The sequence below is a fragment of the Faecalicatena orotica genome (assembly GCF_905197545.1).
GTDB classification, from domain to species: Bacteria; Bacillota; Clostridia; order Lachnospirales; family Lachnospiraceae; genus Faecalicatena_A; species Faecalicatena_A orotica.
The window spans coordinates 156,217-170,458 of the sequence record NZ_CAJJZH010000006.1; the positions used below are offsets into that span (position 1 = coordinate 156,217).

Genomic DNA, 14,242 nt, shown 5'->3' on the forward strand with positions numbered 1-14,242 from the left:
ACCTCCTTTCAGGCTTCTTCATTCAATTCGGCTGCCCTTTTTCGGGAACAGCGCACTGCGAAGACCATGCAGAAAATATAACCGATCAGAATTACTGCCATTCCTGCCAGATTCTCTCTTGCAAAGATCTGGGTAAATATATATGTAATCGGACATCCGCCCTGATCCATCGCCGCCATCAGGCTGCTGCCATCTGTGGATCCCGTCGTCACGGCCAGTTTCGTCAGCCACGGTATTGTCTGGTTTGTAATCCAGATGGTGATAAACATAATGGCACTTCCTGAAATTAATGTGCGGAAAAGATTTCCTTTATGTACCGCTACAGCAATTGCAATGAAGAAACCGATTGTTGCAAGGTCACCAAACGGAAGCACCTTATTACCCGGTACGATTACCGCGATCAGCAGAGTCAGCGGAATAAAGATCAGTCCGGCTGTGACTACCTGTGCATCCCCGAGCAGGATTGCAGGATCGAGGCCGATATAATACTGTGAGTTACCAAATCTTTTATTCATCAATTCTTTGGCTCTCTCTGAAATTGGCATCAGGCCTTCCATAATACATTTTACGATCTTCGGCATCAGCACCATGACAGCTGACATCTTTACACCCAGCGGAAGTGCGGCCTGCGGCCCGTAGCCTGCCAAAAATCCGACAACTGTACCGAGTATCCCTCCGATTACGATCGGTTCGCCCAGTACACCAACTTTTTCCTGGAGAGTATCGGCTGTCAGGTCAATCTTCTTCACGCCGGGAATCTTGTCAATCACAGCGTCAATCACACAGGCAACCGGCGCCATGTAAGCCGATGTCCCGTGGGGAACCGTCAGGCCGTCCAGCTCGAAGTAGTCAGACATGAGCGGTGCCCAGATATCTCCCAGCTTATAAGCAATTGCTGCGTGTACGGCAACCCCGAGAATACCAATCCAGAAATTTCCTGTCACCGCATATGCGATAGCCCCTGTAAACGTCATGTGCCAGATATTCCAGATATCAATATTTACTGTTCTTGTAAGCTTTGTCACGAGCATAATAATATTTACCAGAATAGCAACCGGTATGGCAACCGTTGCGATATTAGAGGACCACGTAATCGGAGACGCCCCCGGCCAGCCGATATCAACGACGCTTAAGGACAGCCCGAATCTCTCGGACATTGCCTGTGCCGCAGGCCCTAACTGGGCATTCATCATATCTACGATCAGGCTGAGTCCCACGAATCCGACGCCGATCATAAGCCCGGAACGGATTGCCTTGCCCACTTTAATTCCTAAACAAACACTGATAATTGCAATTACAATCGGAAGCATAACCGATGCTCCCATATCTATAATGTAATTAATCCCATTTCCTATCATTTCCAACATGATTCTTCATCCTCCAGATTATTCTATTTTGGCTCAGGCTTTCAATACATCCAGTATTGCGGCCTCTGTCTTCTCCACTCCTACACCGGAGATGAAAGGCATTCCGGTAATCAGCGGCACACCATAGTCTCTTTTTACTTTAGATGTTGTAACGATCAGGCTCGTGCCCGGAAGATTGGATTCTATCTCTGAAATACGGATCTGGCAGATTTCTACGTCAATCCCGTTTTTCTTACATAACTCTACGACCTTATTTGCTGCGATTGTTGAAGTTGCCACTGCTCCTCCGCATGCTACGATAACTTTCTTTTTCATAATGAATTCTCCTTCTCTTTTATGATTTCGATGATTTCTTTTTTCTCAGTTACTTCTAATAATTTTTTCAATACTTCTGTATCCTGAATGATTGCTATAATCTGCTGGAGATTTTCCAGATGTGCATTCGGGTCCTTTACAGCCAGCATGAATACCAGCTTCACTTGTGTTATCTCGTCATCCGTCCCCATCTGTATAAATGTCACCGGATCTGTAAGTACCGCGATTGCAATTCCCGGTTCGTTCACATGGCTTACATCCGTATGCGGGATAGCCACCCCGATCCCGTCCACATCCAGCCCTGTTGGAAATTCTTTTTCCCGGGCAATCAATGCTTCCACATATGTTTCTTTACAATACCCCTCATTTATGAAAGCCGCTCCCAGCTGCCTCATAACATCGTCTGATGTCTCTGCCTGAAGCTCTGTGAAAATCAGGGAGTCTTTCAACTCTTCCCAAATCATATATCTTCCTCCATTCTTATGTTTTGTCTTTTCAAACCTCTTTTACTTATGAAAGAATTTTGCTTGCCGGCTGTCTCTTTCTTTATATATATCCTAGCATGGTGCCCATGAGAAAAACAGTCAAAGGTCTTTCACATTTTTTGCAAAAAAATAGAACGGTCAAAATCCTTTCACAGACTCTGGAAAAGATTTTGACCATTCCTCCTAAACCTTTAGTACTCGGCCGTTCTGTATTCATAATCCTCAATAATATGTGCCGCTTCTGAAGGGGACGAACAGCTTTTGAGCTTTTCTTTAAATTCGCTGTTCTGCAGCATATTGACCAGATTGAAAAACGCTTTCAGGTGTGTCTTGTGATCCACTGCGCTCAGACAGCATACAAATTCCACCGGATCGTTTTCTTCATCGTCAAATGGAACTGGCGTCTTCAGACGGATCAGGTTCATCCCCACCTTGACACTGCCCTGTTCCAGCCCCTCGTGAGGAACCGCAAAGCCTTTGGAGATGACTACATAGGGACCGTTTTCTTCTATATTAGTAATCATTGCATCAATGTACCGCTCCTCTATATAGCCTTCTTCCAGAAGCTTCTTCGCCGACTTCTGCACAGCGTCTTTCCAGTCAGAGCATTCTATATCCAGCTGAATGTGGCTTTCCATCAAAAGGTGATGCAGGTCCGGGGAAAATATCTCCGCATCCGCCTCGGCAGACTGTTTGAAATAAGTCCTGACTACTCTGCGGATTTCTTTCATCAGCGTCTGCGCATTCTCCGGTGAAGTCTGATAGACAACCGGGGCCAGCTGCTCCAGCAGCCCTTTGGCCGTCAGTTCCCTGCTTTCCACACGGGACGGCAGATGACGGCTGTTGCGAAGGGCGTCAATCTTATTTCCCACACGGATATAGTCTTCATCATTGAGCATGGCAGAAACAATCACATATTCCAGACGGCAATCCGGAAGGGGCACCGTTGAAATAATAAAGTCTGCCTGATCCGCTGTTATATTTTTTGCCTCGTGAGAAGAAATAATATCAACAATCTGGAAATTAAAGTGTTTCTTCAATTTCTCCATAAGAAGCTGTGAAGTCCCGATTCCTCCGTGGCAGGCTACGATCACATGAAACGCGATCTCTTTATTCTTCTTGCGCTCCAGCGCCGCGCATACATGAATCGTAATGTATGCGGTTTCATCCTCCGTAAGGGTTCTTCCTACATGCTGGCTGAGACTTCCGAGCTGGTTTTTTACCACCTCGAGTACATCCTGGTTATCCTCCAGCACTTCTTTAATCAGTGGGTTCTCCGGATAGACTGCTGGTTCTGCCGTAAATACGGACTCCAGATGGTTCGACAAATTCTCAAAGAAATCATAATCGCTGTTTAGATTAATCTCCAGTTCTTCGGATATTGATTCGATGAATGCCCGGGTGATCAGCTGAATCTTTACGGCCTCACGTTCCGTTGACTTCTGTTTCATATAACGAGCCATCAGCAGCATTTCGCTCAGGAACTGTACCTCATCCTCCGTTGTGTTGATCTGGCAGTACTGCGAAATATACTTCAGAATGTCCTGTGCCATCCGGTACTTGCTGTTATCCTTTTTCTTTCTGACTTCCATGTACTCTCCCTGAAGATTCCGGTTCACCATGATTCCCAGATACAGCAGAAGCTTCTGGAAGGAGTCATCGGTCAGGAAGCTTTTATGCAGATGCTCCTGCTCCCCGACAATCTTCTGGATCGTAATTTTATTTCCAGCCTGCACGCTGATATATTTCGATGCCGCATCATCCGCGTTCTGCGAATCCGCGGAATCTCCCAGATTCATAAGAAACAGACGCTTGTCACTCTCCTTGCCGTCTACGCGCAGCCCTTTATTCGGGTGGGACAGCACTTCCAGATTTCCTGACCGGATATAGTTCTTAATGTCGTCGAGATCATTGATCACAGTAGCCCTGCTCACAAACAGATTGTCCGCAATCGTCGACAATGTGATGTATTCTGAAGAACTGATCAGCATGGCCGCCGCAATCTTCTTCCTCTCTTCTTTGGAAAGCCTGTATACATAATAGTCTTTTTCAGAAACCAGCTCCAATATCTGTCCGAAATCGTTACCTCTTTGGATCAGGCCGCCGCCCTTGAGTTCCAGCGGCATGAGATCATTTTCCTGCAGAATTTCATTAATCGCATTCAGGTCATTTCGTATCGTCCGCTGCGATACCTGAAACTGCTCCGCCAGATCACACATCTGTACCTGTCTGTCTGGCTGATTCAATTCATTTATAATCGCCACAGTCCTTTTGTTCATTTTACGAAACCTCTCTTATTATATGTACACAGCCTTCTATATCAGCTCCATTACAGCTCCTGCAATCTCTCCCGCGTGCCTGACAACCCGGTCAGCCGAACTGATTTCATCCGGAGCATATCCATACGCACAGCCGATGACAGGAATGTGGTTCTCTCTGGCCGCCTCTATGTCAAATTTCCTGTCCCCCACCATACATGCAGATTCACAACCGAGCTTTTTAAGCAGTGCCCCCAGGACCTCCGGCTTGCTGCCGCCCATCAGCAGGGAGCCGATGACAGGAAAATACTGCCTTACCCCAATCATTTCCAACACACGCTCAATATGTTCAGGGAAGGCATTGGAACAGATTGCCAGTCCGTATCCCGCCTCCTGAAGTTTTTCCAGACTCTCTCTGACCCCCGGAAACGCCGCGGCATTTTTCTCCATTAATTCAAACTCACAGTCACGGATATCCTTCCTCCACTCTTTGAGTTCCTCATCCGGCAGACTATGGAAAAGTTTCTCTATGATCCCCGCCGGACTCAGTCCTATGCAGGAAATAATCTCACTGTCCTTAACCTCTCTCCCCCGCTTCTTCAGCGCCTTTTTATATGCCTCCAGAGCGTACAGCGCCGTCTGGTTGAGTGTACCGTCAATGTCGAAAATTACATATTTGTTCATATGGTCCTCCAGTCTTTTTGTTTTAAATATACCACGGGGCAGCAGAGATAAAAAAGCACAAATTACTGCAGTATATCTGGAAACGAAATATTCTAATATAAATTACCAGGTACTCATAAATGTAGTGATTTTGTCCCATAGCATATCGTAATTCTGAAATTTATAATATGTATCATTTACCTTGAAATCTTGTCCGGGTCTCAATACATATTGTGTGCCATCCTTCATAGTAACTGTATATGTAATCGACGCCCCATTTGACCGGGCCTTTTTCTCAGATACCTTTTTTGTCAGTTTCACCTGATTCATGATCTCTATAAATTTCTCAATCTGTCCCCGCGTCAATTCAACACTGGAATCATTCTCCCCATTATATGAATCTGAGTAAAAATATCCGTGGATTTTTTCAATGTCCTCACTTTTAAGCTTTGTTAAATCCAGCTCACTTTCCGGCATATTTATCTTCATGACCCTGCCTGTCCAGATTATAATAACTGCAAATACCAATAAAATTATGACAATTCGTTTTTTTCGTTCCATTTTCTGCCTCACACCATCGGATAATGTATTCATCCATATCCATTCTTCTTTAATCTTCCAACAGACGATGATAATATGAATTCGCATTATAAAGCGCGGCTGCCGGATTATGCCCCAGCACCCTGTCTTTCACCACAAGTGTCGTTACCAGCGCCTCGGAGTACTTGTTAAACAGACTGTCGTGCCCCACACATAAACCCATCACAATGTTCAGTTCTGTTTTTTCCGCATTCAAACGCTTTGCCTGATGAATTGGGTTACACATATTTGCCCCGGCCTTTTTACAGAACTCGTCTATCCCTACACGTGTTTTATCCACTGCGCCCGCCTTACATGCAACACCGAATACCTCGAACCCCTTCCTGCGTAAAATAGATGCCAGAATCCGGGATTCGTTGATCAAACCGACACAGGTGGCGATACCAAGCTTATGAAATCCCATTCTTGCAGCAAATTCGGCTGTCTCTTCCACTCTCGTCATGATGCCGTAATATTCGGCCTCCACATTGGCTGCCTGAATCATAACTCTGTGATTTTCCTCATCTTCATATAGTTTCAAAGACTCCTCTAAAATTTCTTCATCCAGATTTTCCGTTGTCAGGCAAAATGCGGGATATGATTTGTTTTGCTTACTGCAATTTATAACCCCGCAGTCAATACAGCTCCTTTTGATTTCCTTCTCCATACATCTTTCCTCTCTCACTTTACACTAAAATAGATTCATATATCTTTAAGCTCTCCTCATCAAATACGACAAAATATATATCCTCAACCGTCTCAGGAAACTGTTCCATAAACTTCTTTACCGTATCTACAGCGATCTTAGCCGCAGGCCTCTTCGGATATCCATATACTCCTGTCGAAATAGCAGGAAATGCAATCGACTTAATTTCGTTTTCCTTCGCAATGACCATTGAATTCCAGTAACATTTTCCCAGCAATTCCTCTTCTGACTTCTTACCGCCGTGCCATACCGGACCGACTGTATGTATCACATATTTACACGGAAGCTGATATGCTTTCGTAATCTTAGCCTCTCCGGTCTCACATCCGTTCAGAGTCCTGCATTCCTCTAATAATTCCTGACCTGCCGCACGGTGAATAGCGCCGTCCACACCACCTCCGCCAAGCAGAGTCCTGTTTGCCGCATTCACAATCGCGTCTGTATTCACCTTTGTAATGTCGCCTTTTAACAACCGAATCATAAGTTTTTCCTCCTTTTATCCACCACTGCCGGACTGCCTGATCCGGACAACAGTGCCCCGTTTCCTCTGGTCTATGGGCACTCCAACCTTATAAAATATTATAACCTCTTTGCGGCTGCCCGGTAAAGCGAATTATAATATACTCATAGAATGGAAAATTTTGCATTTTCACGTTATTATGTTCCTGTTCACGCTTTATTGTAGCATTTGTCGAATGATTATGATAGAATGAGAGTACTTTCAAACATACCAAGGAGTCATGACTATGGAGAACAAATTTGCTTCACGATTAAAAATTTTGAGAATGTCACACCGAATGACCCAGGATCAGGTTGCTAATTATCTGGGCGCCAGCAGACAGGCTATCGCCAACTACGAGCATGGAAAAAGAGAATGCGGAATAGACTCGCTGATTATGCTTTCCGATTTGTTCGGCGTTACCGTTGATTATCTGGTCGGACATTCTGACGAAAAAAATTGAGGGGGACCACAGACCGCTCTGTAATCCCCTTTCATGATGCAATATGTTGCTTTCTACTTTTCTTTCCTGAACAATGTACTGATCAAAGCAATCACCAAAATCGGCGGCCATAAAAAACACAATCCGCAGAGAAATCTGATTCCAAAACTCCATCCCGAACCTCCCAGTAATCCACAACCAATCACTGCTGCCAGTCCACTGAATATAAGGGCCGAGATGCTCAATACGATCTTTCCTGTTTTTGTACGCAAATAATTCTCCTTTCCGGATCGAAAATCTAATCCACTTTCCTGTCACTGCCCCCCCAAAATCTATCATAGTATTTCAAACATCGCCTCCTCGTAATCCTGAACGTAATATTTAATATTCTTACGCCCTCTCTGGATAACCGTATGTCCTTCCGCCTCCAGCTTCTCCTTCTGGGCTTCTATACCTCCCGGATACTTGGAATTTAATTCCCCATTCGCCTTCAGTGTCCGCCAGTATGGCGTCTCATCTTCTGTCCGCTGATAACTCGCCCACGCTGCAATTGACACAAAGATACCTGCCGTTATCGGATCGGTAAAGTCTGCCTCATGATTCTTAGCAAGGTAAGAACGGATTTCCCCCACCGTAATAATCTTCCCATATGGTACTCTCCTCATAATCTCATCATACGTGCGGGGCGGGGCAAAGTACATCTTTTCTCCGCCATATTTCTTAATCGTAGCCTCATCTGTGATAATCTGAATCTTAGGCATCCCATTGTCCTTCATCAGCATTGCATTAAAATCCTTTTTATCTTCATTTGCCATATGTATCACCTCCTGATTACAGGATAGACCATTTATAAAAGACATGCAATGAGACGGTTTTAAATATTTTCAGATTCCTTTAATGCTGCGATCAGTTCTTGAACCGTCTCAAGAGATTCCTCCAGCTCGTCCGCAATTTCTTCCGGGCTTTTTCCTTTAGACAGCTTCTTTTTCAGCAACTCAATTAACTTATCATTCCGGCCTTCCATATATGCTTCTTCCCGCTGCACCTCAATATCCATATCATAATCGTATTCGGCTACCAGCATATTAATCACCTCACTGCCCTTCTTCTTTAAATAGTCTGCGAGAATACCTGCGCCTATGCACTCTTCGATAGTATGTTTGAAAGCATCGCTGTCGCCCTTAGTCTGATGAGCCCGTAAGATATCCACAAACTGTCCATATTCTTTCAAAACTTTGCACTTCTCCAATACTCCATGCTGGTTGGCCGGATTGATATTGATGACTTTTACTTTAAGTTCCAGCATTGGGTCGCCATCTTGTACCTTATAGGCATCCGAAAGTTTTAAAACTTTTTCACTGGCCCAATCTTTCTCCCCGTTATAGAAGGTATAGAACTCCGGCTTTGGCAGATCCACTAGCTTTTTCTTATACCTGTCCCTGACGGGAACGATCTGCTCATAAGCGCGCCCTATATACATCAGGCTCCGAAGCGGCATGTTCTCATTGACTGTAGACTGATGCTCCCCGAATACCATGACCTTTCCGCCAACACCAAAAGAAACATCATTTTTGAAATTCAGATAAAGGATGTTATCCACACGTATTTTTTCAATCTTTGTCCCCGGGGGAAGCGGCTCGTCATGCAGTGCATTGTAAAGAGAAATCTCATTCTCTTCAGCCTGCGCATCTTCGAAGAATAAATCCACGAACATACTATTTTTGTATTCTCTGTTTTCTTTTCCTGTCATAGGCACCCTCCTTTGTGCGTAGTTCCGCTGAAGGGGGATGCTTGGACCTATTGCTTATCTCTTATATTGCAGCTATGCTGCAATCCGCCCACAGGGCAAGTACTGGATGTCCTTTGGGTATACTTTGAGTATAAGTAATATAACAGGTATAATCAAGCCCCTTCTTTATATAAACGGAACCTATCTGTTAATAATGAACTGATAATTTGGGGGATTTCCCCTTCCAGATGGTCACTTCAGACCATTTGAATTTTTTGATTCCCTGTTTTCATGGATAGAATTTCCATGAGCAGATTTAGGATAGCATGCCTGCCGTCAGAATACAATATGCTTTCTTGATATTGAGCCAAGAAATTTGTTGAAAATGTGTTGATAACATGTGGATAATGATTGATAACAAAAAGCTGTTACAAAACGCATCTCTAAAATTCTTTAAGATAGTCCACGTTTTACAACAGCTTCTCTTTATACATATTTTTCTTTAGATCATTTTCTCTACAAAATCAAATTCTTCCATCATAACCAGTACTATTGCACCCAGTTCCCGCTGAAATCTGTCTTTTTTCAATGTAAAAATATACCCGCTATATAGACAATGGCCCAGATGCCAAGCCCTGTCAGGCTGACCTTGATATACCGCATATACACCCGGTTCAGCCTCTTCAGTGCCCGCTCATTCCTTGCCTTTGTGTTATCATCCTGTGGTAATTTTTCGCTCTCTCCCTTCCGTTTCCAGAACATTTTCCGGTTCTGGTTCATCCCCAGTTCGCTTAAGGACACGAGTATAATAGAAAAAAACATCCATCCCCAGAATCCGGTCACGGATATATTATAAATCAGATGCGCAACTCCAAGATGGGCATCATAACGGACAAATGCATTGATATCTACCAGAAGCATTGCCAGCATTAAAATCAGCATAAGCCAGAAAATGATTCTGGTCAATGCCGGAAGCACCGGCTGTTCATAGGTCTTAATAATAGAATTCTCCTTTTTTACAACCGCATTGGAACGGGTAACCTCTGTTGTGTCTTCTGTTTCCTTATAGCTTCCGAACATTTTCCCACACCTCTTTTCCGAAATGTTTTACCTTATGATATATTTTACTTCATTCTTACCCACGCTTCAACTGTCTGCTGTTTTATTACGCCCTGTTTTTTGAAACGAACACCAGACAGCAGTAAGAATGAGTGCTACCAATGCCCCCGCCAGTGTTCCGATGAAACGGTTTACCGCATAGAATATGCGCCCGTTCCCTTCCGCCAGCAGTACTACCAGACAGAATGTAATCGCACTGACCCGGTCAGTTACAGGAGGCATATGGATCATCCTGCAAATAAACAGATTCAGCACAATTCCGAGCCCGCAAAGCAGGAAAAACACAAACTCTATCTGTATGACATTATCTATCAGGACTACGGCTATGCCTGCCGCCCCGCCGCAGATTACTCCCTTCATACGGGTCAGCCCCGACTTCAGGGTTCCCTGATTGATTTCCTGGGTACACATAACAACAGCGGTACACGCCGCCAGACGCTGTATCTGCGGCAGAAACCAGGAAATAAAAAGACATATGATAATCCCCACACCTATCCGAATCTCCTGATTTCCAATTCTAATCTTTGATTTTTCCCTGTCAGCGGCTTTTATACTTCCATCCATATCCTTGCTCCTCTATACTGCATTAATTTTCTTAATCCATTTCTTACTCCTGAGACGTGAGATACACCAGACCGTTTTTAGGGGATTCTCCATCTTCAGACATACGTAGACCCAGAACGGGGGCATATTGAGTACCAGTCCCGCTATAAACCCTAACGGTATGGACACAATCCATAAGAAAATATTATCTGCCACCATCAGTGCTTTTGTGTCACCGCCTCCACGCAGCGCACCTTTCGTCAGAATATGGTTTGCAGAAAGAAAAATCACCATAAGGCTCATTGCCCATAACAACTGCCTCGTAATATCCGCAGTCTCCTCTGTTAAATGGTATATCTGGATCACCGGCTCCTTTATAATCAGCAGAATTACTGCCGATGCCAGCCCAAGAACAATTCCGATCCCTAAAAATGCCCAGCCCTGACGTTCTACATTTTCCACTTCGCCGCGTCCCAGAGTGTTGCCGGTGACGACTGCACTCCCCTGGGATACTCCCTGTATGAAGATATTGCATAAACGGTCCACTACCGCGGTGATTGCATTGGCAGCCACAAATGCCGCGCCCATGCGCCCGATGATCATCATGACTACGTTATTGCCAAGGGCCAGTACAACATCACTGACCAGCACCGGGAATCCGATCCTGATATATTCCGGAAACAGGTCCCCCGCCTTCATAAACAAGTCCCTGACCCGGAATCTCAGTACATCCTCCACCACAAATAAATAGCCGCAAATCATTACAAATTCAAAAATCCTTACCAAGAGCGTACTCAATGCCGCCCCTCCGATTCCCATTGCAGGGATTCCCAGTTTTCCGAACATCAGGATATAGTTTCCCGCTATGTTGATTAAAAACGACAGGACAGAGACAATCAAGGGAATCTTCACCTTCTTCATGCTGCGCAGAATAATGGTCGTCGTTAAGGACATGCCGTAAAAGAGATAACTCCACGTACAGAATTTCAGATACTGGACTCCATATGCAATCACATCTTCCTCCCCTGTATACATATGCATAATCTGGTTCGGAATCAGCAGTGTCGTTGCAGTAAAAAATAACACCATCAAAAGACAGCACCTGAACATTATCGCAATGGTTTTCTTAAGGGACCGAAATTCCTTCATGCCCCAATACCGGGAGGCGAGCACGGATGCCCCCATGCTCAGCCCCATGCAAAAGCTGTGGAACATATTCAAATATTGTGTAGCCAGTGCAGATGCAGACAGCTGCCGCTCCCCCAGCATCCCGATCATCAGAGTGTCGGCTATATTGACGCCTATCGTGATCAGCCCCTGTAAAGCCACCGGGATTGCAATGACTGCCACTTCTTTATAAAACATCTTGTCCGGGTAAATCAAAACGCCTAATCTGCCTTTTTTCACATTTGCACGCTCCGTTCAGGGGAGACATCAGTCTGCATCAGCCGGCTGGTCATGATACTCCTCATATAAGTCATTAATAAAGTCCAGAAGATGATGCCATTCAAGCAGAGTATGGTATGCCACCTTGCGCAGATATGCTTCATCACATTTCGTGCGTGTTTCACGGATCAGTTCTCCCCCCTTTGCAGGACGCCATCCAATCCATTCTACGGACCTTCTCTCAAATCCCCCTTCCGGGCACGGACGAATCTGTCCGAGTGTCAGATGTGCTCCCGGCTCGTCGAAGGACTCCCAGTCTGAGGTTTCATTTACATTGCAGCCGGAGGCCTTTATCTCTTCGATCCGCTCATCTGTCAGCCCGAATTCCCTCAGGTTAAAGGAATGCCTGATCGTATCATACTGCCTGTCACCTTCCCCGAGATCAAGGCTTTCTGTCGTATGAATGCCATCGGTTTTGTCTGTCCAGTTTACAAAATAGTGGTCCCAGTGGTCTGCCGGATTCCAGATTTTATATCTCAGGTTCCCATGTCCTAAAACCATGCTCTTAGAATGGATATTAAGCCAGTTCAGGTACCAGAATATCTTTTTCATCTCAACAGATTCCGGTATCTTCATATAAGTACAGATATACCCGCTCCCATCCGGCAGCATGCAGTATCCGTTTTCCACCTTTTCATACTCCCCGCACGGCTTGAGCCAGTCCAGAAAGCACTCTGGCTTCACCGCATCTTCCACATCCATAGGAGGCCCGAAAATCTGTTTCTTTAAATCCTCCGGCAAATCCTTCATCGGGTAATCATAATAATATTTTGCCAACGGCATTGCTTTTTCCTCCGGAAACAATTCCGGTAATTTTGAATAACTCATGTTCAATTCCTTCTTTCTTTTACACTATTTTTAGTTTCTTAATTGCTACTGTTTACTCCCTGCTGCCAGCATCCGGATTGCCGACGGTGACACTGCCTCATATTTCCTGCCTGTATATTCAAGCGTTCCATCCTTCAGGACTCTGAACACCGTAATATCTCCTGACACCATATTTCCTGATAGTAAAAACCGCTCATCCGGGGACAGACAGATTCCTCTCGGAAGCTCCCCCTCGCTGCTGATGTGCTGTACCAGTCTGGGCCTGCCCTCTTCATCCAGTGAGACCGTAACGATATCGTTCAGTCCGCACAGGGTGACATACAGGGTTTTTCCGTTTGGATGCACGAGTATATCCTGCGCTCCGACCGGTTTCCCGTCTATCATGCCGACTTCTTCAAACAGCAGGGAAATCTTATCATACAGTTCCAGCCTGCCGCCTTCATCGTAACGGAAACAATTGAGCAGTGCCAGATTTTCATTGTTGGAATAGAATACCGGAAGTTCCGGATGAAAAGCCCCATAGCGCGGGAAACTTGCCACTTCTTCTACCGTATACTCATCCAGCTTCACCAGTTTCCCCTGTTCCTCATCCACCCTGAATGTAATCAGTTTATCCATTCCCTTGTCACATGCCACGAAGAAATTCTTCCCCGGCGCCCCAATGACAGCGTGTAGTCTGGAGATCACTTCCACCATCTGGATATGGTTTGTCACCGGGTCCACATTGCGCTGTGAATTGGGTCCTTTTCCCCCCGTGCCTTCCGTAATCAATACATCACATGGCGGTCCGATCGTCCCGTCTTCCCGAATTGGAAACAGGACCAGTGCAGTATCGTCAAACAGGACCTCGTTGCTGTAGCTTCCGTCCTCATGCTGCACGATTTTTGTCACATGCCAGGGGTCCGCACAATGGCATGTAATCAGGTATTTTTTATTCAGGCTCATGCACAGATACGACGGCTCCGGTGAAAGAGAAGCCTGCTCGTTCATGAGCGTCAGTTTTCCGGTTTCCGGGTTAATGGAAAAAGAAAGCACATAGCCCCCTCCTCCAATTTCGCCCCTGCGTTCCCCACATTCATTCACTGCATAGAGAACCATTCTCTCTGCATCCAGACAGAGCTGTCCGGCTGCAATATCCGGATGGATCGTCTCAATTGCTTCGAGCGTTCCGTCCTCCATATCATAGTGAAATGTGGAAATCCCCTTCGGTGCAGGAGCAAAGCCCCAGTTTCCCACGATTGTATATACTTTTTTGGACATAAA

Annotated in this window: 17 protein-coding genes; 1 reads left to right on the forward strand and 16 read right to left on the reverse strand. The window is 45.3% G+C overall.

Annotation, left to right across the window (positions count from 1 at the left end):
* Window positions 1-8: 8 nt before the first annotated feature.
* From ABIN22_RS14015 to ABIN22_RS14050, 8 genes are all read right to left on the reverse strand, one after another.
* A complete protein-coding gene (locus ABIN22_RS14015) occupies window positions 9-1,367 on the reverse strand; it encodes a PTS galactitol transporter subunit IIC (RefSeq protein ID WP_346909405.1) in 1,359 nt (452 codons plus the stop codon).
* A gap of 33 nt (window positions 1,368-1,400) precedes the next feature.
* Window positions 1,401-1,682, reverse strand: coding sequence for a PTS galactitol transporter subunit IIB (gene gatB, locus ABIN22_RS14020; RefSeq protein ID WP_109730943.1), 282 nt, complete (start codon window positions 1,680-1,682; stop codon window positions 1,401-1,403).
* Complete coding sequence (locus ABIN22_RS14025; RefSeq protein ID WP_346909407.1) at window positions 1,679-2,146, reverse strand: PTS sugar transporter subunit IIA; 468 nt, start codon at window positions 2,144-2,146, stop codon at window positions 1,679-1,681. Before ABIN22_RS14025 ends, gatB begins: the two co-directional genes overlap by 4 nt.
* A 212-nt stretch (window positions 2,147-2,358) precedes the next feature.
* Window positions 2,359-4,446, reverse strand: coding sequence for a BglG family transcription antiterminator (locus tag ABIN22_RS14030; RefSeq protein ID WP_346909409.1), 2,088 nt, complete (start codon window positions 4,444-4,446; stop codon window positions 2,359-2,361).
* Between the two features lie 36 nt (window positions 4,447-4,482).
* Window positions 4,483-5,109 carry an HAD family hydrolase gene (locus ABIN22_RS14035; RefSeq protein WP_346909411.1) on the reverse strand — a complete coding sequence of 209 codons (627 nt, stop codon included), beginning with the start codon at window positions 5,107-5,109 and terminating at the stop codon, window positions 4,483-4,485.
* Between the two features lie 102 nt (window positions 5,110-5,211).
* Entirely contained in the window at window positions 5,212-5,649 is a 438-nt protein-coding gene (locus ABIN22_RS14040; RefSeq protein WP_346909413.1) for a hypothetical protein, read from the reverse strand.
* Between the two features lie 49 nt (window positions 5,650-5,698).
* Entirely contained in the window at window positions 5,699-6,334 is a 636-nt protein-coding gene (locus ABIN22_RS14045; protein ID WP_346909415.1) for a DUF1847 domain-containing protein, read from the reverse strand.
* Between the two features lie 19 nt (window positions 6,335-6,353).
* A complete protein-coding gene (locus tag ABIN22_RS14050) occupies window positions 6,354-6,854 on the reverse strand; it encodes an O-acetyl-ADP-ribose deacetylase (protein ID WP_109730937.1) in 501 nt (166 codons plus the stop codon).
* Window positions 6,855-7,119: 265 nt separating this feature from the next.
* Here ABIN22_RS14050 and ABIN22_RS14055 point away from each other — a divergent pair, with 265 nt between their 5' ends.
* The gene (locus tag ABIN22_RS14055) at window positions 7,120-7,335 is read left to right on the forward strand and encodes a helix-turn-helix domain-containing protein (RefSeq protein WP_181368645.1); all 216 of its coding nucleotides are present in this window, start codon (window positions 7,120-7,122) and stop codon (window positions 7,333-7,335) included.
* A gap of 53 nt (window positions 7,336-7,388) precedes the next feature.
* On the opposite strand, the gene ABIN22_RS14060 is transcribed toward ABIN22_RS14055, so the two are convergent.
* The 8 genes from ABIN22_RS14060 to ABIN22_RS14095 form a co-directional block, all read right to left on the reverse strand.
* Window positions 7,389-7,586, reverse strand: coding sequence for a hypothetical protein (locus tag ABIN22_RS14060; protein ID WP_346909418.1), 198 nt, complete (start codon window positions 7,584-7,586; stop codon window positions 7,389-7,391).
* Between the two features lie 63 nt (window positions 7,587-7,649).
* Complete coding sequence (locus ABIN22_RS14065; protein WP_118620027.1) at window positions 7,650-8,129, reverse strand: MGMT family protein; 480 nt, start codon at window positions 8,127-8,129, stop codon at window positions 7,650-7,652.
* A 59-nt stretch (window positions 8,130-8,188) separates the two neighbouring features.
* Complete coding sequence (locus tag ABIN22_RS14070; RefSeq protein ID WP_346909420.1) at window positions 8,189-9,064, reverse strand: hypothetical protein; 876 nt, start codon at window positions 9,062-9,064, stop codon at window positions 8,189-8,191.
* Window positions 9,065-9,628: 564 nt separating this feature from the next.
* The gene (locus ABIN22_RS14075) at window positions 9,629-10,123 is read right to left on the reverse strand and encodes a hypothetical protein (protein ID WP_346909422.1); all 495 of its coding nucleotides are present in this window, start codon (window positions 10,121-10,123) and stop codon (window positions 9,629-9,631) included.
* Between the two features lie 66 nt (window positions 10,124-10,189).
* Window positions 10,190-10,726 (reverse strand): FUSC family protein, encoded by a 537-nt coding sequence (locus ABIN22_RS14080; RefSeq protein ID WP_109730926.1) that lies wholly within the window; start codon window positions 10,724-10,726, stop codon window positions 10,190-10,192.
* Window positions 10,727-10,738: 12 nt separating this feature from the next.
* On the reverse strand, window positions 10,739-12,070 hold the full coding sequence (locus tag ABIN22_RS14085) for an MATE family efflux transporter (RefSeq protein WP_109731113.1): 1,332 nt from the start codon (window positions 12,068-12,070) through the stop codon (window positions 10,739-10,741).
* 69 nt (window positions 12,071-12,139) lie between these two features.
* Window positions 12,140-12,979, reverse strand: a complete 840-nt coding sequence (locus tag ABIN22_RS14090; protein ID WP_346909424.1) for a DAPG hydrolase family protein — start codon at window positions 12,977-12,979, stop codon at window positions 12,140-12,142.
* Between the two features lie 45 nt (window positions 12,980-13,024).
* A complete protein-coding gene (locus tag ABIN22_RS14095; protein WP_118620018.1) occupies window positions 13,025-14,239 on the reverse strand; it encodes a lactonase family protein in 1,215 nt (404 codons plus the stop codon).
* Window positions 14,240-14,242 lie beyond the last annotated feature (3 nt).

Excerpts from the sequence above, each read along its gene's own strand:
- ABIN22_RS14015 (WP_346909405.1), bottom strand. The coding sequence starts at position 1,367 with ATGTTGGAAATGATAGGAAATGGGATTAATTACATTATAGATATGGGA.
- gatB (WP_109730943.1), bottom strand. The coding sequence starts at position 1,682 with ATGAAAAAGAAAGTTATCGTAGCATGCGGAGGAGCAGTGGCAACTTCA.
- ABIN22_RS14025 (WP_346909407.1), bottom strand. The coding sequence starts at position 2,146 with ATGATTTGGGAAGAGTTGAAAGACTCCCTGATTTTCACAGAGCTTCAG.
- ABIN22_RS14030 (WP_346909409.1), bottom strand. The coding sequence starts at position 4,446 with ATGAACAAAAGGACTGTGGCGATTATAAATGAATTGAATCAGCCAGAC.
- ABIN22_RS14035 (WP_346909411.1), bottom strand. The coding sequence starts at position 5,109 with ATGAACAAATATGTAATTTTCGACATTGACGGTACACTCAACCAGACG.
- ABIN22_RS14040 (WP_346909413.1), bottom strand. The coding sequence starts at position 5,649 with ATGGAACGAAAAAAACGAATTGTCATAATTTTATTGGTATTTGCAGTT.
- ABIN22_RS14045 (WP_346909415.1), bottom strand. The coding sequence starts at position 6,334 with ATGGAGAAGGAAATCAAAAGGAGCTGTATTGACTGCGGGGTTATAAAT.
- ABIN22_RS14050 (WP_109730937.1), bottom strand. The coding sequence starts at position 6,854 with ATGATTCGGTTGTTAAAAGGCGACATTACAAAGGTGAATACAGACGCG.
- ABIN22_RS14055 (WP_181368645.1), top strand. The coding sequence starts at position 7,120 with ATGGAGAACAAATTTGCTTCACGATTAAAAATTTTGAGAATGTCACAC.
- ABIN22_RS14065 (WP_118620027.1), bottom strand. The coding sequence starts at position 8,129 with ATGGCAAATGAAGATAAAAAGGATTTTAATGCAATGCTGATGAAGGAC.
- ABIN22_RS14070 (WP_346909420.1), bottom strand. The coding sequence starts at position 9,064 with ATGACAGGAAAAGAAAACAGAGAATACAAAAATAGTATGTTCGTGGAT.
- ABIN22_RS14075 (WP_346909422.1), bottom strand. The coding sequence starts at position 10,123 with ATGTTCGGAAGCTATAAGGAAACAGAAGACACAACAGAGGTTACCCGT.
- ABIN22_RS14080 (WP_109730926.1), bottom strand. The coding sequence starts at position 10,726 with ATGGATGGAAGTATAAAAGCCGCTGACAGGGAAAAATCAAAGATTAGA.
- ABIN22_RS14085 (WP_109731113.1), bottom strand. The coding sequence starts at position 12,070 with ATGTTTTATAAAGAAGTGGCAGTCATTGCAATCCCGGTGGCTTTACAG.
- ABIN22_RS14090 (WP_346909424.1), bottom strand. The coding sequence starts at position 12,979 with ATGAGTTATTCAAAATTACCGGAATTGTTTCCGGAGGAAAAAGCAATG.
- ABIN22_RS14095 (WP_118620018.1), bottom strand. The coding sequence starts at position 14,239 with ATGTCCAAAAAAGTATATACAATCGTGGGAAACTGGGGCTTTGCTCCT.